General features: G+C 36.4%; 15 protein-coding genes. 3 read left to right on the top strand and 12 right to left on the bottom strand.

Going from position 1 to position 21,125, the window contains the following annotated elements; genetic code table 11:
* Nucleotides 1–48 precede the first annotated feature (48 nt).
* The gene (locus WCV66_RS05395) at nt 49–1,224 is read right to left on the bottom strand and encodes a response regulator (RefSeq protein WP_338788175.1); all 1,176 of its coding nucleotides are present in this window, start codon (nt 1,222–1,224) and stop codon (nt 49–51) included.
* 317 nt (nt 1,225–1,541) lie between these two features.
* Entirely contained in the window at nt 1,542–3,320 is a 1,779-nt protein-coding gene (locus WCV66_RS05390) for a sensor histidine kinase (protein ID WP_338788174.1), read from the bottom strand.
* Nucleotides 3,321–4,454: 1,134 nt separating this feature from the next.
* Between WCV66_RS05390 and WCV66_RS05385 the strand changes: the two genes are divergently transcribed.
* Complete coding sequence (locus WCV66_RS05385; RefSeq protein ID WP_338788173.1) at nt 4,455–7,475, top strand: phosphodiester glycosidase family protein; 3,021 nt, start codon at nt 4,455–4,457, stop codon at nt 7,473–7,475.
* Nucleotides 7,476–7,664: 189 nt separating this feature from the next.
* On the opposite strand, the gene WCV66_RS05380 is transcribed toward WCV66_RS05385, so the two are convergent.
* From WCV66_RS05380 to WCV66_RS05360, 5 genes are all read right to left on the bottom strand, one after another.
* Nucleotides 7,665–8,774: a glycoside hydrolase family 172 protein gene (locus WCV66_RS05380; RefSeq protein WP_338788172.1), complete on the bottom strand. Its 1,110-nt coding sequence runs from the start codon at nt 8,772–8,774 to the stop codon at nt 7,665–7,667.
* Nucleotides 8,775–8,810: 36 nt separating this feature from the next.
* Entirely contained in the window at nt 8,811–9,554 is a 744-nt protein-coding gene (locus tag WCV66_RS05375) for a carbohydrate ABC transporter permease (RefSeq protein ID WP_338788171.1), read from the bottom strand.
* Nucleotides 9,555–9,906: 352 nt separating this feature from the next.
* Nucleotides 9,907–10,782: a sugar ABC transporter permease gene (locus WCV66_RS05370; RefSeq protein ID WP_338788170.1), complete on the bottom strand. Its 876-nt coding sequence runs from the start codon at nt 10,780–10,782 to the stop codon at nt 9,907–9,909.
* 55 nt (nt 10,783–10,837) lie between these two features.
* Nucleotides 10,838–12,091 carry an extracellular solute-binding protein gene (locus WCV66_RS05365; RefSeq protein WP_338788169.1) on the bottom strand — a complete coding sequence of 418 codons (1,254 nt, stop codon included), beginning with the start codon at nt 12,089–12,091 and terminating at the stop codon, nt 10,838–10,840.
* 251 nt (nt 12,092–12,342) lie between these two features.
* The gene (locus WCV66_RS05360; RefSeq protein ID WP_338788168.1) at nt 12,343–13,650 is read right to left on the bottom strand and encodes an ABC transporter substrate-binding protein; all 1,308 of its coding nucleotides are present in this window, start codon (nt 13,648–13,650) and stop codon (nt 12,343–12,345) included.
* A 264-nt stretch (nt 13,651–13,914) separates the two neighbouring features.
* Here WCV66_RS05360 and WCV66_RS05355 point away from each other — a divergent pair, with 264 nt between their 5' ends.
* Nucleotides 13,915–15,747: a sensor histidine kinase gene (locus WCV66_RS05355; protein WP_338788167.1), complete on the top strand. Its 1,833-nt coding sequence runs from the start codon at nt 13,915–13,917 to the stop codon at nt 15,745–15,747.
* On the top strand, nt 15,725–17,326 hold the full coding sequence (locus WCV66_RS05350) for a response regulator transcription factor (protein ID WP_338788166.1): 1,602 nt from the start codon (nt 15,725–15,727) through the stop codon (nt 17,324–17,326). Before WCV66_RS05355 ends, WCV66_RS05350 begins: the two co-directional genes overlap by 23 nt.
* Before the next feature lie 480 nt (nt 17,327–17,806).
* Here the strand turns inward: WCV66_RS05350 and WCV66_RS05345 are convergent, their stop codons facing one another.
* From WCV66_RS05345 to WCV66_RS05325, 5 genes are all read right to left on the bottom strand, one after another.
* Nucleotides 17,807–18,310, bottom strand: a complete 504-nt coding sequence (locus tag WCV66_RS05345) for a DUF5381 family protein (protein WP_413789658.1) — start codon at nt 18,308–18,310, stop codon at nt 17,807–17,809.
* A gap of 67 nt (nt 18,311–18,377) precedes the next feature.
* A complete protein-coding gene (locus tag WCV66_RS05340; protein ID WP_338788164.1) occupies nt 18,378–19,175 on the bottom strand; it encodes a hypothetical protein in 798 nt (265 codons plus the stop codon).
* Nucleotides 19,176–19,184: 9 nt separating this feature from the next.
* A complete protein-coding gene (locus tag WCV66_RS05335; RefSeq protein ID WP_338788163.1) occupies nt 19,185–20,432 on the bottom strand; it encodes a glycine zipper domain-containing protein in 1,248 nt (415 codons plus the stop codon).
* Between the two features lie 151 nt (nt 20,433–20,583).
* Nucleotides 20,584–20,751: a hypothetical protein gene (locus WCV66_RS05330; RefSeq protein WP_338788162.1), complete on the bottom strand. Its 168-nt coding sequence runs from the start codon at nt 20,749–20,751 to the stop codon at nt 20,584–20,586.
* A 35-nt stretch (nt 20,752–20,786) separates the two neighbouring features.
* Nucleotides 20,787–21,089 carry a WXG100 family type VII secretion target gene (locus tag WCV66_RS05325; protein WP_066329634.1) on the bottom strand — a complete coding sequence of 101 codons (303 nt, stop codon included), beginning with the start codon at nt 21,087–21,089 and terminating at the stop codon, nt 20,787–20,789.
* Nucleotides 21,090–21,125: the final 36 nt, after the last annotated feature.

Here is a 21,125-nt window from a genome sequence, read left to right as displayed (position 1 = left end):
CTCACCCCAAGTATGTTTCACAAGATAACTGAAATAATTTCAATCTATCTATTTTGTCAATGCAAGTTTTTTATCTACGTTTCGATATTCAAATGGTGTGATCCCAACGACCTTTTTGAATAGCTTTGAAAAGTATTTTTCATCTTGATAGCCAAGCATTAATGAAATAGATAAAATACTCTCATCTGTTTCACTTAGCCATGATTTTGCCTGATCAATTCTAAGATTCATCATGTATTTGGATAGGGGCATTCCAGTTTGTTGTTTAAATTTTCTTGAGATATGTTCACGACTTAAGAAGAACCGGTTTGCCAGTTTTTCTAAACTAAGTTCTTCCATATAATGCGTTTCTACAAAATCAACAATGTTTTGCATGCGCTGCGCATCATCCAAGTCATTCAAACGGTGTATCGATCGGTATTTTTGATCATCCATCGTTTTTTGTAAGTCTTGGTACAACCTAGGTATTTCATTTAATAAACGTAACGTTTTCCCGCTAACCAGTCGAACTGGAATGTCAAATTGATGACTAATCCATTCTTCAATCGCTAACCAATGCTTTGGTGTAGAAATAACAAGACAAAGATTTTGATCATGCTGAAGTGCAAATGCGTTTCCCCAGTCTTGATTAGAAAGCTCATCAGCTAATAATTGAATGTATGGTTCTGAATGATGCATATGATAAAAGGAAATGAGTGTAACATCGTATTCATCTGCAAGGGGAAGAAATGAAGCAACTTCTGATTCTTCGAATGGTTCCCCTAAACAAGCTTGTGTAACAACCTGATTCATACGAAACCTTTTAACCTCTTCGAGTACGCCTGTCTCTTTGTCTTGACGCTCTTCCTTTTCACTCTGCCAGGATTCAATGGCTGCTGACAATGTATGATTGAATGGATCTGCTTCAATCGGTTTTAATAAATAGTCGAAACTGTTGAACTGAATGGCTTTTCGCATAAATGAGTAGTCGTCAAAGCCTGTAATGAAAATAACTTTGCCTGAATAATCGATTGAATTTAACCACTCCATTATTTCGATTCCGCTTATTCCGGGCATTTTTATGTCAGTGAATATAATTTCCGGATTTTGACTTTCTATTATTTTTTTTGCTTCCTCACCATTAGCTGCTTCTAAAACATCAGTGATCCCGTGTTGTTTCCACTGTCCTAAATGTCGAATAACATAACGAACATTGAACTCATCATCTATAATTAGAGCCTTCATACAGTTCTTAGCCTCCTTATCAAAATTTTTTGCTATTTTCGCAAACTTTGTTGCTATATAACAAGTATTTGGAATGGTTGATTGCAGCGAGAGGATGCTCGCTTTCCGTGGGGCGGGCGGTGAGCCTCCTCGGCGCATAGCGCCTGCATGAGTCTCACCTGTCCCGCTGCGCCCACAGGAGTCTCGCACCTTCCGCTCCAATCAACCTAAATAGTTTTTGCTCAAGGAACCTAATTAATAGCAACAATCTCTTAGAAAAGAGCCAAATTTTTTAATGGAACAATAATCAAATTGTATAGATTTGTTATTAAAGCGTGCTAATCGTTTGATACATTAGAGTCTAGAGGAATGACAAGTTGAACTACAAAGCCTTGTCCTTGTTTCGTATCTAGCTTTAGACCTGCATTTTGTCCATAGTTTAATACCAATCGGTCATGGATGTTTTTAAGACCTATATGGTCGTGTGAATAGGTTCCTGTATATGGAGTGGTGTAAATATTTTCTCTTAATGATTGCAGCTTTGAGAGTGTGACACTTGGGCCATCGTTTTCTACTGTAAGAGTTAACGTTTCTCCTTTTATTTCTCCGTATATGCTTAAGTGTGTATCTTGGAATCCTTCTTCATAACAATGTTTAAAAAAGTTTTCAACAAGCGGCTGAATAACCATGCTTGGGATTTTCATTCTTTGAATATCTTCGTTTAGTTTAATAGAAACATTTATATTGTTTCCAAAACGCTCCTTTTGTAGGGAGAGGTATGCTTGGATATAATTCACTTCATCGCGTACCAAGACCCATTGATCAGCACGGATAGAGTAGCGCATCATTTTGGATAAGGATGTTACTAATTGGTAGACATTTGGAGACTGAGAACGTAGAGCAACAGCTCCAATTGATTGTAATGCGTTAAATAAGAAATGCGGATTCACTTGAGACTTTAGTGCTCTAAATTGGTTTTTTCTATTCTCAATGTCTAGTTTATATTCACGTTCAATATGGTGGTTAATGCGGTCCATCATATCTTTCATATGTTTTTCAAGATGACCAATTTCGTCCTCTCCTTTATGCTCAAAAGGGACATTCATATTTCCACCTTCAATAGAAAGCACTTTTTTGCTAAGAATCTTAATTGGACGAGTGATTCTATATGAAACAAAACCTATCATTAGCAAACCCATCATCCCTACTCCAATACCAACGAGTATGTTTATAAATGCAGTCTGTCTTGCATCATTAAATAAGAACTGACTAGGAGTTATCTTAATTAGTTTCCATTGATTTAGTGGTCCAGATAAAGTTTTCGATAATAAAATATCTTCTCCCGAATCAATATCCTTAGCATTGATACGCTCTAGTAAGCTAAGTGGAACGACCTTACCGATAAGAGTAGCATCGCTTGCATACATAACACGATCATTTGAATCAACCAGTAATACAGATTCTTCATTCTCCTGAATGAGAGTATTACATAAACGAGCATATCCATTTAAATCGATATCTATTGTAATAATTCCGAGAAATTCATTTGAAAGCACATCAACGACTTTATGGTGAAACGTCATAACGACTGTGTTGTCCGACTGAGGAACAATCGCAGCATTATTATAATTTACAAGTTGATGAGGAGGCTCAATCAGATAGTTTACGTTTGATTGATAAAGTTTTTTAATTGATTCTTCGTTTAATAAGTCAGGTTTCAATTTAGGAGCACTGACCTTAGCGTTATAAGCAGTAAAAGATTCTTTGTTTCTATCAAGATAAAAACGAACCTGGCGGATTTCATTTCGCATAAGATAAAAAGTCTCTATGCTTTTTTCTCTCGAGTTTGGGTTAGAGTACCCTGAATCTTCACTATCATTTCTGAAGACCTGAAATAAGTCAGGATTCCGATACAGAATATAAGGAAGATCGATCATATCTTGAAAATATTGCTCCAGTTCCACTGACAATTTATTCATTTGATTGTTACTAACCTCAAGTGCTTGCTGTTCCACTCTATCTTTTGTATATCCATATATGAAAAAAACAGATAAAAAATACGGTATGATGATGAAAATAAGAAGCATAAGGAATAAGCGACTTTGGATGCTCTTCATTTCTAAAATGCTCCTTTCATTCGGGAAAAACAAAAGCTCAGGGCGCCTTGAACAGCCTCGGGCAATAAGACGCTTAAGAATAGAAGGTGTTTTTTTGCCTTCAATTCTTAAGTGGCTTATGACCTCGAGGGGCTAGGCGCTGGAGCTGGATGTCGAAGTGTTATCCACAGTACAAGAATCTTATAGTTTCCTAAGCAAAAACAAATTAAAGCTATTTATGATGATAGAAGGGTAGGATAATATCAAAATACTAAAGTCCTTCATTACTCTTATTAACATCTAATTCTATTTCAGTCATTTCGTCAATATAGGGAAAATTGTCAAAAAAACAGACAGGAAGGGCAGTTCCCCCTATCCTTATCGTGTTGGTAACGGTTACTTTAGAAGTGTAAAAACCAAACTTAATGAGGAAATTGAAACTTAGGTACTAGTGAGCGATACATTATTACAAAAACTAGTTAGAAAGGATTATTAAGTGTAATAATTTTAACTTGGTTTACATAATAAGTGGAATTGTTTATGGAAGGAGATCTGTGACTATCTTCGACAAATTTCGGGTGGTGACAAGCACGCGAAACTAATGGAGGAGATCTGTGGCTATTTTCGACAAACTTCGGGTGGTGACAGGCACCCAATGTAAACATTTACCCTCCTTTCCTCCTACACAAAATTACCTTTCCTTAAAAGTGGTTTAACATTCGTTTGCTATTGTTAAAAATGGAGTTTCTATTAATCTATTTTTAAACAAAAAGGAGAGAAAAAAGAATGATGCGTAAGTGGTTAGTTGGTTTACTTGCATGTATGCTTACTGTTCCAATGGCGGCACAAGCTGAGAATGATGAGTCATCTTCAGTGGCTCAGGCGCGTTCAACGTCATCGGACAAAAACGAACCTGTCACCTTTGTAGGACCGGCGGGGAAAACGATTGTTTCGAATGAAGCAACGACACCGATTGGTCCAGGACTAGAGCTTTCTCGTTTTGAGAGATTTGATGCACGTGGCTGGTTAAATGGGGAAATGATGACAATTGAATTGGGAAATGAAAACGTTTCTTTGGACCTGCTCCACCCTGGCTCGATAGCTTCGGCAAAGCCGTTGTCCGAGATCGCCAAGGAAGCAGGCGCAATTGCCGGGGTGAATGGTGACTTTTTTGATATTAACAATACAAAGGCACCACTTGGCGGAGCGATCCAAAACGGCAAGCTGTTAAAGGGACCTGAGGGCTCACATACGTTAACGGCTGGTGTTGACAAAAGCGGGGTCGGACAGATTGCAAATCTCCTTCTAGAAGGCACGATTACCCTTCCTAAAGGAACGCATTCACTAGCTGCTTTGAACCAGTACGGACTTCCTAAGGATGGTATTGGCTTATACACATCAGTATGGGGAACAAAACAAAGAACCTCAAGCGCTACATATGAAGTCGTGATTCAGGATGGAAAGGTGCTTCGTACATCGAATCAGCCTGGAAGCGTTCAGATTGATGAAAACAGCTTCGTCGTAGTCGGCAGAGAAAAAGGTGCTGAGGCGTTAAAGGGCTTATCGATTGGTGACAGCGTAACCGTCGACTACTCCCCAAAAGTGGATGGCGACAGCCTACTATCATTTGCTGTTGGCGGTAATATCAAGCTAATGGAAAATGGAGAGATCCCAGCAGGCTTAGATGATACAACGGCTGCCCCAAGAACTGCGGTTGGCTTCTCTAAAGATGGGAAGAAAATGTTTTTAGCTGTCGTGGATGGTCGGCAAATTGATAGCCGTGGGATGACGTATAAAGAATTAGCAGAGCTGATGAAGGAATACGGCGCCTACAATGTACTGAATTTAGATGGCGGTGGCTCTTCAACAATGGTTGCCCGTTCGCTTGGTTCCAATCAGGCTGAGGTTGTCAATCAACCATCTGACGGGTCTGAGCGCTCTGTGCCAAATGGAATTGGAATTTTTGCAAAACCAGGCAGTGGTGAGCTATCAGGTTTTAAAGTAGCAGCGGCATCCGAGTTGGAAAACAGTAACCGCGTCTTTCCAGGGTTATCAAGGACATTCAAGGGTGCAGGTTATGATGAAAATTATACACCAGTTGCGACCGGAACTATCACCTGGCGGGCACTACCATCTGATGTAGGAGGATTTGAAGAGAACAGTATATTCCGTGCAAAGAAATCCGGATCAGCGGTTGTACAGGCTCAAGCAACAGCGATCAAAGGAACAACGGAGATCACTGTCCTTGGTGAATTAGCCAGAATTGAAGCAGCTCCTTCCCGCCTAAGCTTAGAAATGGACAAAAGCCAAGACTTTTCAATTCTTGGCTATGACAAGGATGGCTACGCAGCACCAATTGAGCCACGTGATGTGCAGCTAGACTATGATAAAGCAGTTATAGATATCAAAGAAAACAGTGATGGTAGCTTTACCGCTGTGCCTAAGGCAGAAGGCGAATCAGCCCTAATTACTGTGACGGTTCAAGGACATAAAACGTATCTTCCTGTTACAATCGGCCTTTCAACAAAGCAAGCTGACGATTTTGAGAATCTTGCTGATTGGTCGTATACAACCTATCCTTCAGCTGTTAAGGCTTCGATGGAACCTGTGGCCGGTAAAAATGGACAAGGCCTTCAGCTTACCTATGATTTCTCGACAACAACAGCAACACGGGCAGCGTATATCCAAGCAGAACCAATGCTAGAGCTTCCAGGTGATGTGCAAAAAATTGGCTTATGGGTTTATGGTGATGGAAACGGAGCTTGGCTGCGTGCTGTGATTAGAGATGCCGCAAACACAAGCTACACCTTGTCATTGGCGAGCCAGATCAATTGGACAGGCTGGAAATACGTTGAGGCATCTGTTCCAGCAGGAATTCGCTACCCTGCAAAGCTATGGCGGATTTATCCGGTTGAAACGAACAGAAGCAAGCAATATAAAGGAAAAATAATCATTGATGATCTAACTGTAAAGGTACCACCAACTCTTGAGGTTCCCGAACAGCCACAATCTAAAGATCCATTGATTATTCAAAACGGAGAAATTGGCAGAAATAATTGGACATTTGCCGTAATAGCCGACAGCCAATTTGCGGCAAAATCACCAAATAGCCAACAGGTGCAAATGGCGCGCGAATCGCTTCAGCAAATTGTCAAAGCAAACCCTGATTTCCTTGTGATCAACGGCGATTTGGTTGACACGGCTTGGAAGGAAGATTTTGAGCTTGCGGAAAAGATTTTAAAGGAAGAGGTCGGAGACAAGTTACCAATCTATTATATCCCAGGCAACCATGAAATAATGGGCTCAGGATCGCTAGACAATTTTATAAACGTATTTGAAAATAATCGTTTTACCTTTGACCATAAAAAAACACGATTTATCATGCTCGACACATCTACAGGAAGCTTGCGCACAAGTGATTTTGATCAATTAATCGAGTTGAAAAAGTCTCTTGATGAAGCGGCTTCTGATCCAAAAATCAACAATGTTGTAGTGGTCGGACACCATCCAACACGCGACCCGCTCCCAACGAAAAACAGCCAACTCAGCGACCAAAAAGAGGCTAATTTACTTGAACAATGGCTCACGGACTTCCGCAAAACCTCAGGCGGAAAAGGTGCCGTCTATCTTAGCGGCCATGCCCATACCGTCAATGTTGAACGCGTCGAAGGCGTACCGTATATGGTAGTCGGACCTGCAGGCAAGGCCCCATACGGCCCTACCGATGAAGGCGGATTTTACTCATGGACCTTGTTCGGCGTAGACCCTACAGCAGTAAAAGACAAAGCCTTTGGTCCCGAAAATGCCGCAGCACGCAGCCAAGCAGCTAACCGTAGTTGGATCGGAGCTGAGGTAAGACCGATGTTGGAGGATATTACGATGAATGCACCAGCTACAGTAAATACAGGTGAAACCGTAAAAATCACCGCATCTGGTCATCAGGCTGGTGATCTGACCATTCCTCTTCGTTACCCTGCGACAGTAAAATGGAATGGCAGTGAGAATGTGTTTGTAGGTTCTGACAGTAAGCAGCTTGAACAAGCAGAGGCTTCTGGGAAGTTTGATGCTCTATTTGATCCTGAAACAGGTGAATTAAAAGCGATTGCTCAGGGTAGTATTTCGTTGAAAGTTGAAGCAAATGGTACGATGGCTGAGGAAGAAATAAGCATACAGTAATGGCATATAGAAAAAGGATAGCCAATCACTCTTATAATTGGCTATCCTTTTCTTCTTGTGTAAATTGCTAGATTTAAAACTATGTCGAACAAAATGGTGAAGCGTGAAAACCTTCCTCTCATTCTAAAAATCCTTTAATTCGACAAAATCCGGGTGGTGACAGGCACCCAAAAACTGGCACCCAAAAACTTACCTAGGCCATCTCTCTTCCCTTTTTATTAAAGGTTTAAAGGTATTATGTGGTTCTGTTTGATACCAATAAGCGACGGTTGCCACGTCATCCTGTCTTTCAAATAATCCTTTCTTGCACACACCAATTTGTTGGACGGTCACTTTAAGATCTTCATTGAATCTGATAGGATCCAGAATATGCCAACGATAAAATCCTCTCATAGGTGGGACATCATCATTGTGATAAAGGTTATGGACTATTTCATCATTTTTTGAATAGTAGGGATATCCCATATAAGGTGTACAATAGGTGTTTTCGATTGTCTTGCCATTTTGTTGATTTGCAAAACTCCAGGCCCCTCCGAAGTAGTCTTCGGTTCCAGTACCGCAAATTGTTGGGTATTCACCATCACCATCAATGTACATTTTTACCTCACCTTCACCCCACCAGTATCTTTCTAATGTTGCAAGTGCAAGGTAGGTACCTACATATTGTCCTTTTCCCTTTATGTTGTCAACGATCACATAATCTTCAGCAATGTTGGTGATTTTCTGACGATTCCATTGAGCATGAAAATAAGCAGTATTCTCTGGAAGTTCATCATATAAACAATAGTCAATTTGAAAGAATAAGGCTGGAATACTTTCTTCATGTTGATTCTCAATCGTGATTTTGGCCTTCTTGTTAAAAGGCATTGGGAAATAACAATTAAATCCACGTGTTGGGTTTACTACTATCGGCAATGAATTGACTGTACAGCCTCGTGCAAATCCATTACAGAAAAAATCACCAAGTGGACTTTCAACAGAAGGTTCCTTTTCATCGTCCCAATACATACGAATAACGAGATCTCTTAGAACAAAAACGTCTGTTTCTGTTTTATCAGTTACTGTGATCCAAATATGTTGAATAACTCCTGGACCCTCCACATCACAGAGTAATGCTGTATCCCCAGATTTTACATTACGGAGACATGGTGAACCTTTTCTAGAAGGCCCTAAATGACTAGCAGCCATCCCTCCTTTTCCTTTTTCGCCATGTGGGTTTTCTGCTGTAATAGCACGTGTTCTTCCATTGTTCATTAAAGGAAGGGACGAAAGACCATTCATAAATGGATTAAAATTCATACGATATTTCTCCTCTCATGTTTTAATTGTTATTTCTTATCCTTTTACGCCACCCGACATAATTCCTTCCATGATTTGTCGTTGGAAAATACCAACGAAAATGGTAATCGGTAAAATGATAATGAATCCCATTGCACTAACAAGATCCCATGGAATCGCATACATATTATCCCGTAACGGTAATTGAGTAATTGCTGTCGAAAGCACTGAGATTCCGTTCGAATAAAACAGTGGTGTAAAGAAGTTATTTAAACAAAGAATAAAGTTTACAATACAAACGGTTGCGATGGCGGGTTTTAAAATTGGCAATGTCACATAAAACAACGACTGGAAAAACCCACACCCATCAATTAACGCGGCTTCTTCAATTGAAGCTGGTATATCATTAAGAAAACTTTGAAGAATTAAAATTGAAAAAGGGATGATGCTACTGATGTAAAGGACAATCAATCCTGTATAGGTATCATACAACTGAATTTGTTGTAAAAAATCATATAAAGGACGGGCTGTCACCACATCAGGAATAAGCATAGAACCTAATAAAAAGGCAAGGGCTAACGACAAACCTTTACTCTTAAATCTTGCAAAACTAAAGGCGGCCATCACCGAAACAACCATCCCAATAAAAATCGATAATCCAACAATCAGGACTGTATCCCATATTTTTTGAAATAAATCAGCATTTTCAATTAAGTAACGGTAGCTTTCAAGTGTTGGATTTTCTGGCCAATATTTAATAGGCTTTGAAAATAACTCCCCTGATGGAGTAATGGAGGACACAAATATCCACCATAACGGAAAAAGGATAAGAAAACTGACAATAAATGCTAAGGACCACTTAAACAAGTTGAATAGCACATTTTTTGTAGTTTTGGGAACTCTATTTGGCTCCCTAGTTATAATTTCATATTTTCTTTCCTTTGTTGTCTTAGGAAACATATCCTATTCACCTACTATATTTCATATTTTCAAACTCCATTAACCCTTAAGCAAGGAGATGATAGTATTTACAATTATAAGTTGAACTTAAATGTACTTTTGAGGAACTATGGTCTCTCTTAAATCCTAATAATCTAATCGCCAATTTCATAGAATCATTGTGCTCCTTTTAGTTAAAAGAAGCACAATACAATTAATGATTAAATTTCTTTGCCCCGTACATACTCAATCCACTTAAAATGGCCATTACGATAAACAGAACAATTGCAATAGAAGCAGCGTAGCCTGTATTTAGATTTGTAAATGCTTCAGTTGTGATTCGATAAGCGAGTAATGCAGTATCTTCTCCAGGACCTCCACTTGTCATTGCATAGACGATATCAAATGATGTGATTCTCCACATTGTAAAGAATATACTTAAAATCAAAATGTTCTTTGAAATAAGTGGTAGTGTAATTCTAAAAAATGATTGAATAGGTCCAGCTCCATCTATTTTTGCAGCTTCATATATGTCTGATGGAATAAATTGAAGGCCAGCAAGAACAAGAATCGCAAAAAACGGAACATCCTTCCACAAATCAACAGCAATAACCGCTATACGAGCTGTATCAGTATTAATGAGCCAATCTAAATTAAACCCAGGATTGAACCAACGGATGAAATCATTGACTAAACCATAATCATTGTTAAACGCCCATTTTGATGCAATTGCGATTACAACCATCGGCATTGCCCATGGAAGTAACACAATCGTTCGTAATACCTTCTGAAAAGCTATTTTCATATTTAGTATAAGCGCTAACCCAACACCAAAAACGATATGTCCAAACATCGAACCCACCACAAAAATGGTTGTAAACGTAATCGATGTAAGCATTTTTGGATCCTGGAAAATATTAATATAGTTCTGAATCCCAACGAACTCGTTAATTCCTCTTAACAAGTTTACGTTATAAAAACTAACTCGGAATGTTTCAAAAATAGGATATATGGTGGTGAAAAACCTTATTAATAAAGCAGGTAGAACAAATAACCACGCAATTGTCAGGTATCTTTTGCTAGCATACATTTTAACGCACCTTTCTTATTATGAATAGAAAGTTACTTGTCAATGATTGGATCACTTATTTATACTTATCAACAGCTTCTTGGGCTTTTGCACAGAATTCATCTAACGTAATTTTATCTTGGATATAATTATGGAATAATGTTCCCATTTCATTGATAAATTCCATTGTTTGAGGAAGCATAGGGCGACCATTGATTTCACTTGTTTCTTGGATTTGAGTATAGACTTCTTTCACATCACTTGTAACAGCTTCATTTTTTGCCACATCTGCTCTTGCAGGGTATCGGTTAAAGTTTTTCCATCCACTTAATCCACCCTCTTCACTTGCTACATATTTAAGGAATTTTTCAGCAGCTTCCTTATTTTTTGAAGATGTATTTAAAACGTAACTCCATGAATCTGTAAAGATAGCTCTCTTTTCAAACTTAGGCATATTGATCATGTGGATTTGATCATCACCATATCGATTAGCTTCACGATAGTCATTTCCAGTTCCCCACATGAAGACCATTCCATATTTACCATCAATGAATTTCTGATTCATTTGCTCGTATTTATCAGCAAGTTGATCAACTGGTGTCACTTTCCAGGTATTCGCCATATCGTACATGAATTTAACCGCTTTTCGGCTTCCTTCATTTGTCCAATCATAATAATCACCACCAAAAAGATTCACAAAGGTTGCAATTTCATTAAACACATACGTTTTTTCCCATGAACCACCATATCCATATTGACCATCCTTTGTAGTCGCCTTCAAAAACTTCACAAAATCTTCTTCGTTCTCTATTGACGTCATCCCAGCTTCATCTAATTTTTTCTGGTCAACCCATAGAGCAAGATATCCAGAATAACCTGGGACACCAATGACATCACCGTTAGTAGTAGTTAGCATATCTTTCATATAACCTTGAGGGAACTGACTTGTTATATCATCTGTTAACACTGTATCTTGTAGAGGCTCAAGCCAACCTGTATTTTTAAATGAGGTAGCCATTTCATCGTTGATTTCAAGGATATCAACAGAAGCGTCACCTGATGATAGGATTGTCGAAACCTTTTGTTGACGAGTATCAGAATCGGTTGGCGCTGCTACCCAATTAATCTTTACACCACTCTTCTCCTCAGCCTCTTTCACCCACTCCTCAAAACCTGGAGTAGTGGATTGAATTGTATATAGTGTAATCTCATCCTTAGATCCGGAATTGGAATCCGATGTAGTTGATTCAGTATTAGAGCTCGAGCAGCCTGCAAGTATAATTGTAAAAGCTGTAATCAAAGACAAAATAGATATAAGCCGTTTTTTCATGTAAAAATCCCCCTTAAAATAAATTTAAATAAAAGTTAGAATACTATTCTCTAATTTCTAAAGTTGGCCTCACCCCCTTAACTATCTCCAAATTAGATAACGCACTAAAATATACGCAATATTCAAAATCTTCAGTCTTTTAAGAAGATAACTTTACTAGTTATATATCTTTAAAGACACTACGCTTAATCCATAGTCAGCCCTAAACTTAAATTGCATTTAGAGCTGATTTAGGATAGTGAAAGCAAAATTTACTTTTGTACCACTTCTTCTTGTTCAGAAAGTTCATCCCATATCAATTGGAATTGCTCAAACATTTCTTCCTTTGTAATTTGATCACCAATATATGCCTGAATAACTGCTCCCATTTGCGATGTATTCACTTCATAACCCGGGTATTTTTGCCATAACCATGGGACAGTTTTATTGTTATGGATATATTCAATAAGATCAGTTCCTAAAGGACCTAACTTAGTCTTATCTATTGGTATGTTTTTGAAAGCTGGTATAAATTTAAATTCTTCAACTAGGTACCGCTTTCCAATATCTGAGGTAACCATCCAATTTAAAAAATCTTTTGCCTCATCCTTTACCTTCGAATTCTTATAAATAACCCAGTTGTTTGGAACACCAATAGGTAAACGATCCATTTTCTCTTTATCATCATTTATCGGCATAGGAAGATATCCGTATTCCAAATCAGGATTTAGTTTTAGTAACTGAAGTTGGACCCAATTTCCTTGCTGTATCATCGCTACTTGACCACTAGCAAATGATGTAACCTGAGTAATATAATCGGTTTGTAAAGGATTAGGTTGCCCATATTTTATTGTTAAATCTAGTAAATCTACCCACTCTTTAAACGCCTTATTATCACTAAACTTTTCCTTATTAAGTTTCACTGCTTCAATATAATCTTCTGGATTGTCTTGTTGCGCAAATGCCATATTTAGCAAGTGATTCCCCAATATCCACCATTCTCCATAACCATTTACAAATGGTGTAACTCCAGAAGACTGAAGTTTTTCTGAAACACCTTTTAACTCTGAGATTGTTTTTGGCAATTTGGATATCCCTGCTTCTGCAAATAAATCTTTGTTATAGATATAGCCCCAACCTTCAATATTTAGTGGCATTCCGTATAACTTACCATCTTTAGTCATAGGTTCTTTTGCAATGTCAACAACATCTTCAACCCACGGCTGATCACTGAGGTCCTCAAGATGTTCTATCCAGAGATCCAAGTCACTGTATCCTGCAACGAAGAAAATGTCAGGTTTATCACCAGAGCTAAATTTTGTTTTCAATTCCGCACTGTAATCACACCCTCCGCCACAAGTATCAATCACAACATTAATCCCCGGATGATCTACTTCATACTCCTTTACTAACTTTTCTAGCTGTTCAGCCATCTCGACCTTAAAGTTATATACTTTTAAAGTGACTTCATTTGTATCTTTAACCTGGTTACTTGAGGTAGATTCCTCTTCATTATTACTGCAACCAAAAATGGAAAGTATTATAACTGCAAGAAATAACCCCTTTGTAAGCTCTTTCATCTATCTACACCCCTGTATGAATAAGCCTTGTAGTCATTATAACTAGTTATTAAAAGCAAAAATACATGTAATGGTGATCAAAAATGTGTAATTTTGTGACTTTACTTTACAAAGCAATCTACTAAATTATAAATTTAAAAGTAACTTGATTATAAATACTCATTATCCCCCAATCGCAAATGACTTGTTTAATATATAGTGAACAGGAATATTATCCGATGATATAATTTCTGTATATAAAAATTTCGAGAGGTAGTGCTAACTGTGAAATTTATACAAGGAAGTATTCGCAATAAACTCATTGTTTTTTTACTTATCGCAATTGTATTACCTATGTTAATATCAATTTTTATATCATATATGTACACTAGAGAGTCACTCAAGAGGGAATTTATAAGAGAAAATTCACATACAGTTTATCAAGGGAAAAGCAGTATCCAGGAATACCTCGAACAAATTAACAATATTTCCCTTAATGTATATAAAGATATTCAAGACTCTAATAGTCTCTATCAAAACTTAACCAACAACGAAAAAAACCATTTAATGGATAAAGGAATATCTCAAAACCTCCATTCAATAGCCAAAGAAAGCAAGGATATTGTACAAGTTTACCTGTACAGCAATAATTATCAACGAAGTTATCTTACCATCGATGGCTTTTCTAAAAGAACAAGTGAAGCAATGCCGAAACTCCAGCAAAAGGATTTTCCAGATAATAAAGTAGATCCTTTCATCGAATCAACTCATACCGCTCATAATTACGGGATGAATGACTTTCCATATGCACCAAAAAATAAAGTTATTACAATTCATAGACCGATTTATAAAATACCTCTAAGAGAAAACCTTGGTTACATTTCAATTGATTTTAACCTTGATTCAATAAGTACAATGAGCGATCTACTTTACTCTAAACATTCAGAAGATTTTTACTTGATTGACCATAATAGTAAAGTGCTTTATTCTTCTCAAGAAAATATTATTGGTACTACACTCACTGATGACTGGGCACAAATGTTACATAATAAACAGGCACCTTCTGGCTACTTCGAATCAACCAATGAAAATTTTAGCGGGATAACAATTTATGAAAGCGTTGAACATTTTGGTCAAAAGTGGATTCTAGCTAAGCGAATCCCAAACCAAGTGTTGTATAGAAATGCCAATCAACTTGTCTTAATTAATGCGTTAGTTATTTTATTATCATTAATTATCGTCATATTAGCTACCTTATATATTTCTTTAAAATTGACCTCTCCGATTAAAGAGTTAATTAATTCAATTAAACAAATTAAAGTAAAGAACATGAAATTAGATATTAGTACGAAGAGTACAGATGAAATTGGGATTTTAGCACAGACAATAAAAAACATGGTGGAAACTATTGATAATTTAATCATGAAAGAATATCGCTTAGAAATTGCAAATAAGGATAATCAGTTAAAAGCACTTCAGGCTCAAATCAACCCACACTTTATATATAATACTTTGCAATCCATTGGAGCGCTGGCCTTACAAAATAATGTTCCTAAAATTTATGACCTCACCTCCTCACTGGGTAAAATGATGCGATATAACATGAGCACAAGTGAAATTATTGTTGAACTTTCAAAGGAAATTGATCAAATTCAAGCCTATTTAGAGCTGCAAAAACAAAGATTTAAACAAAATCTCATCTATCATATAAATGTAGAGGAAGAGGTCAAAACCCTATTAATTCCAAAAATGATCCTCCAACCCCTCGTTGAGAACTACTTTAAGCATGGCTTTGAACAAAATGAACGTCCCGGGGAAATTTGGATTACTATTAAAATGTTAAATCCACAGCTTTTACTTATTGTTGTTGAAGATAATGGAAAAGGTATTGCCCCCGAAAGACTTCACTTTGTTCAGGAAAAATTAAATGAAACAGAAACATATGGAACACAGATTGATCAAAGTATTGGTTTAAGTAATGTCCTTTCTAGAATACAACTATATTTTTTTGAACATGCACAAATTGAGATTTCAAATCGTGAACCTCATGGTCTAAAGATTACTTTACAAATCCCCTTGCGAAAGGAGACCGAGCATGAAAGTACTTATTGTCGATGATGAAGAAGATGTAAGACAATCCATTCGCTTACTTATTCCCTGGAGTGAATATGGGATCAAGCAAGTCTTAGAAGCTTGTGATGGAAATAATGCGATTGATATCGTGATGACCGAAAAACCAGAATTCATCTTTACAGATATAATCATGCCAGGTAAAAACGGAACGGAATTGCTTACTTGGCTTCAGCAGAATCACAACCAAGGCAAAACAATTGTAATAAGTGGACATGATGACTTCAAATATATTCAACATACACTAAAAAACGGTGGTTTGGACTACATTTTAAAGCCTATAGATCGGTACGAAATTATAAAGTCTTTTGAAAATGCTCTGAATAACTGGAAGGTAGAGGAAGCTAAACGTAATATAGACGTAAAACGCAACCAAGTAATCTCCCAAACTAAACCAGCTTTTTTAGATAAAATGTTCTCAAATTTAATTTTACAGCCTCATTCAAACCAAATTGCTTTTGAAGAGCTAAACAAAGAATTTCATATAAGAAACTATAATCAATTCCAAATGGCTATATTAAGTACCGATATGCTGCAAGAAAAAATCCTTCAAAAATATGCAAATCACATTGATAAACTCGATTTTATTCTATTGAATATTTGTAATGAAATTCTAGCAAAGTCGGCTGAAGGATATGCCTTTAAGCATTTAAATAAAGAGAATGAAATTGTACTGATTATCTGGAAAAACTTCAACCATTTTGATGCTAAACTCCGAAAAATTAATGATGCATTTATGGAAATACTACATACTCCTTTCCATATTGGCATTAGCTCGATAAATTTATTTCCTGGGGGTTTACAAATCGGCTATAAGGAAGCAAAACTCTCCTTAAGACAAAGTAATTATCTTGTTGGCCAAGAATATATTCATCAGTTCAAAGGAAAAGCCTCAGAGATAAGCAATACTCTATTTTTTTCTGATTATAGTGAAGCCATTGTGATAGCTATTAAAAGTAATGAAAAAAAACAAATTGATAAAGCGATTAGTAAATTCATTCAAGCTATAAAGGAATTGAACTCCGTAACACTTGATCAACTTGAATACTGGAGACATGAATTTTATCTAATGAAATCCTATCTTTTCAAGGAAATTTCTTTTGAAGAGAAATTTGAATTAATTCACAAGCATGTTTATTTTCCATTAAATAAAGACGGAAGACTTTATCTTGACTTGTTCAAAAAAGAATTAACTCAATATTGTGAAGTATTTGCAGAAAAACTAGCAGATGAACGAAGAAAAAACCAAAATATTATTTTTGATATTAAGAGATATATAGATAATAATTATCATGAACATTTATTGCTACAATCCATTGCAGATCAATTTTTTATAAGCAGAGAGTACATTTCCCGTAAGTTTAAGCAGGAGTTTGGCCTTAACCCTTCTGACTACATTGAAAAGATCCGTATTGAAAAGGCTAAAATTTTACTAATGAATAATGATCTATATATATCAGATGTGGCATCCGCGGTGGGATATCAGGATGGGAGATATTTCAGTAAGGTTTTTAAGAAGGTTGTAGGCGTTACACCGATGATATATAAATCCTCTTTAAAAAATTAAATTAGATTAGTTACTATGAAAAGAGGAAAATTAATTTTAAATATCTGGACTGGTTACTTCTTTTTGTTTTGATGTAACATAATGACAATTGTTAACGAAATTTTAATAAAGTTCACCTTCAAGATTTCCAGGCGTCACTGTGATAGTATCCGAAACTTGACTCGATCCAAATAAGAATATTTTTTTATGTATAATATGAATATAATATTAAGGAGAAGTGCGCTAACACTTCTCCCTGCAACCTCTACCGTCAGGGTGGTGGTTGTCAATTCAAATTAATTCTCTTACCTCAAGAACCATCCTTTTGCTTGTGACGGCGTAGGGTGGTTTTTTCTTGTGTTCTAGTACTTCCCAAGGGACCTGTCCCGTCTGCATACTTATCCATACCAAGGAAGCGGAATTTACTTAAAATCCTAGTATAACTAACTCTCCTCTTCATACTCTACTAAATTCGACAAAATCCGGGTGGTGACAGGCACCCTAATCAATTTTCTGCTCCTGCCGCTCGTATTTAGCCACTTTTTGCAATTTATCCAAATTCACCTTACGATCCCAAACTTTTCTTGCGTTTTCTGTCATATAAGGATAAATATATTGATCAACTACCACCTGATAATCCAGGTCATCAAGTAAATTAAAGGTGCGAATTTTAATTTTATTGTTATCGAAGGTTTCTATTACAATATCATTTATCAAATTTAGAGGATTTCTCACTAAATCGATATTACGAATATTTTTAATAAGAACTGTACCTTTCTTTGATTTAATTGTACTATTCTCACCTTGAACAATCGTTAACAAGACCTTCCCTGGAATAAATCCTGGAAGTGACCAAAGAGTTAGATAAAGGTAGAAAGGAGTGAAGAGGAATCCACCACCAAGGTATAAAATAGAATACTTGGAATCAAATTTCAAACCATGTATGATTAAGAAAAAACAAGCAATTAAAAAACCTAAAGTAGCAAGAAACACCCAAGCGTACATGAACTTGGAACCTTTTATATGTATGATATCATTATCTTTCTTAACGTTAACCAAACGATGCACCTCCTTAAGCTGAAAGAACCTTGTTCGTTAATAATAGATTTTTAATAGATGTCTCATTTGCTCTTTGAATATTCAGATCAAGGTTGTTGTCCCTTGTAGCAAGCCAACATTCAGTCTTTCCTGGGATAATAAAATAAAGATCCATTAGATCAGGGTTATTATCTGAGTCATACTTTAAACTTAATAAACTATCCATTTTACCGTTTCTAGTAGAAATGTCATTTAAAAACTCTAGAATACTATTAGATTGACCCTTTTTGCTTACCCATTTCTGAACAAGCGATTCTGATATAGAATGAGATTGACTAACATCCTCTAAAAGTTCTTCAAATTCTTCACTTTTTAACTGAAAAAGTACTTCACTTTGCTTTTCTAATGTATGGAAATTGAAAAAACTACTTATAACTGAAATGATTTCTTCATCTGGTAGTTTAGAAATAGAATGAACTTGATTGTCGTACAATATTTTATGTAAATAAACTTCTCCATTTTTATAATGAAATGAGATACTTTCTTCTCCATTTAAGTCAGACTGATGTTTAGAAGCCTTTAATGTACTTTCGGCATAATTTAGTGTATGAATATAGGAAGCAAATTCATCCTTTAATTTATATTGATTATGAACTTCCTTTATCATATCTTTTGCTAACAAAGAACGAGAGGCAACTTCTAGCATTAATTTTAACTCAGATTCTTGAAGCGTTGGAAAATAGGCCTCCTTAATAGACATTCCTTGTTCAAATAAACCTTCACTATAAAATGAAAAAATTAACTCTTCAATACTTAATTGAATGGTATTCATAGGTCCTCCTTAGAAAAATGACAATTTATCGTCAAGAAAATCTTTTGCTCCATCGACAAGAGAACTCGCTGTTTCTTTTGCTTTCGATATCCCCTTACCAATATCTTTCACCTTCCCTATTGGGTCAGCAATTGTATCCTTAATTTGATCATTTACAAAATCAACACCTTTATTAATTCCTTCAACAACTTCCCCTGCTTTTTCCAAACCACCTTTAATCGTTTCAAGACCAGCATGTATCGGTTCTTTTAAAGCTATAGCTGCTTTCTCTGCTATCCCTGCAGTAAGTTTAGCCGCTTGCTCTCCAACAAGTCCTCCTACAAATGAACCTGCAGCAGCTCCTACAACTGTACCAACTGGACCTACTAAACTTCCCAGAGCCCCACCTACTACTGCCCCTGCAATGGAACCTCCGGAAATGGCTACTGTATTATTCACTGCATTTCCCACCGCTTTAGCATTTTCGCGTTTTAAAACCTCTGTATTATCTCCATATTTAGAATAATTTTCGGAAATTTTTAGTCCCATTCCGCCTACTTCCATTGCTCCGGTTACTAATACAGCACTAACAGCATTTGTTTTTGCGAATTTAGTTCCTGTTTGAAGGAATGATTTAAACGTTGTTGAGTCCAATGCTCTATGCTTAACCCCTTCAAATAAAGCCTTTGAACTATCTGTATACTTAACAACATCATCAGGAAGATATTTAGCAACTTTTTTATGAACTAAATCTGCAAATGGAACATCTCTATATTTTTTTAATAGATAAGTCGGATTTAAATAGGCTCTTGCCACATTACGGAATTTGGAATTATCAACTACATCGGATAGTTTAGTTAGTGCATTCATATGTCTGTACATATATACATCATCGGTATTTTTCATAAATTGCGTAAAACCCAGCCCATAAAATGCTAGCTGTTTCGATGCTAAAGCACCCATCGCTGTTAATGCTCCATACTTCTCATGCAGTTTATAAAGTTGACCGACTAAGTTATCGGCATCTGAAAATTTATTTGCTGTCATTCGAAGGTCTATCTCCATTTCACTTAGAAGATCAGCTAATTGATTTCCTGTTCCCCAAGGATCCCCTACTTGATAAAAACAATGACTATACTCTGCTGGAGCACTGCTTATTAGGTTGAAAAGTTCCATATGAAGACTCTTGTATTCCTCTTCAATTTTTGACAAGTGCAAGACAAACTCATTTGCTAAATCTTCTAAACGATTTGGATCTACTGAAATTTTACCACCCACTGTATCAACCTCTTTTCTTTTCCTCTAAGCTTTATAACATACGTACTATCTCATCTATATACTATGAAAAAAATGATGTCCTAATCTGTAAAGGCAGGATTAATAGGTCTACACAACCCTGTCCCCAATTGTTATCCATTCTTTTTCACCGTCAAAAAAGAATGATAATTTGATGTGCCAAAACACCAAATTGAATGAACAAAATAAAAAAATCACTACAACCGGGAAGTAAACTCCCATCTTTATTTTTCTTGTTTTTATCAGGGAGGATCCAGCCTTCCTCTTCCAAACTTTTACGATCCCTATTCTTCGGTTTCATATAACACCTCTTTTTATCCTTCATTCCCTTTATTTCTACTCATCCCTCATACAAGCAAGCCGCTCTAACTCTCTTTGTCTCTCAATCTCTTCTCTCACTCTGTCAACATCATTTGCTGCGCTTTCTAATTCTTTACTGATCTGATAAAGATTATCTGAGTGTCTTTGAAATAAAATACCTGCTTCATCAAGCATTGAATCAAATTTTTTTCGTGCTTCTCCTGTCCATGTTGCCGTATTTGTATGTACACTCTGCATTAATTTCGATTCATCTAATTTTAACGTTTCAGAAGATTCCTGGAACACTTTTGCTAATGCTCTGACTTTTTCCGAATTCATAAATTCCACCTCATTATGAGTTAACTTACTTTTCTA

It is taken from the genome of Metabacillus rhizosphaerae, from assembly GCF_037201795.1.
Lineage (GTDB): Bacteria > Bacillota > Bacilli > Bacillales > Bacillaceae > Metabacillus > Metabacillus rhizosphaerae.
This window is presented reverse-complemented; position numbering and strand designations above follow the sequence as displayed.

What these genes read in the sequence shown, in the direction of transcription:
- WCV66_RS05395 (WP_338788175.1), bottom strand. Translation starts at nt 1,224, where the DNA reads ATGAAGGCTCTAATTATAGATGATGAGTTCAATGTTCGTTATGTTATT.
- WCV66_RS05370 (WP_338788170.1), bottom strand. Translation starts at nt 10,782, where the DNA reads ATGTATGCTAGCAAAAGATACCTGACAATTGCGTGGTTATTTGTTCTA.
- WCV66_RS05350 (WP_338788166.1), top strand. Translation starts at nt 15,725, where the DNA reads ATGAAAGTACTTATTGTCGATGATGAAGAAGATGTAAGACAATCCATT.
- WCV66_RS05345 (WP_413789658.1), bottom strand. Translation starts at nt 18,310, where the DNA reads ATGTACGCTTGGGTGTTTCTTGCTACTTTAGGTTTTTTAATTGCTTGT.
- WCV66_RS05330 (WP_338788162.1), bottom strand. Translation starts at nt 20,751, where the DNA reads ATGAAACCGAAGAATAGGGATCGTAAAAGTTTGGAAGAGGAAGGCTGG.
- WCV66_RS05390 (WP_338788174.1), bottom strand. Translation starts at nt 3,320, where the DNA reads ATGAAGAGCATCCAAAGTCGCTTATTCCTTATGCTTCTTATTTTCATC.
- WCV66_RS05380 (WP_338788172.1), bottom strand. Translation starts at nt 8,774, where the DNA reads ATGAATTTTAATCCATTTATGAATGGTCTTTCGTCCCTTCCTTTAATG.
- WCV66_RS05340 (WP_338788164.1), bottom strand. Translation starts at nt 19,175, where the DNA reads ATGAATACCATTCAATTAAGTATTGAAGAGTTAATTTTTTCATTTTAT.
- WCV66_RS05325 (WP_066329634.1), bottom strand. Translation starts at nt 21,089, where the DNA reads ATGAATTCGGAAAAAGTCAGAGCATTAGCAAAAGTGTTCCAGGAATCT.
- WCV66_RS05360 (WP_338788168.1), bottom strand. Translation starts at nt 13,650, where the DNA reads ATGAAAGAGCTTACAAAGGGGTTATTTCTTGCAGTTATAATACTTTCC.
- WCV66_RS05365 (WP_338788169.1), bottom strand. Translation starts at nt 12,091, where the DNA reads ATGAAAAAACGGCTTATATCTATTTTGTCTTTGATTACAGCTTTTACA.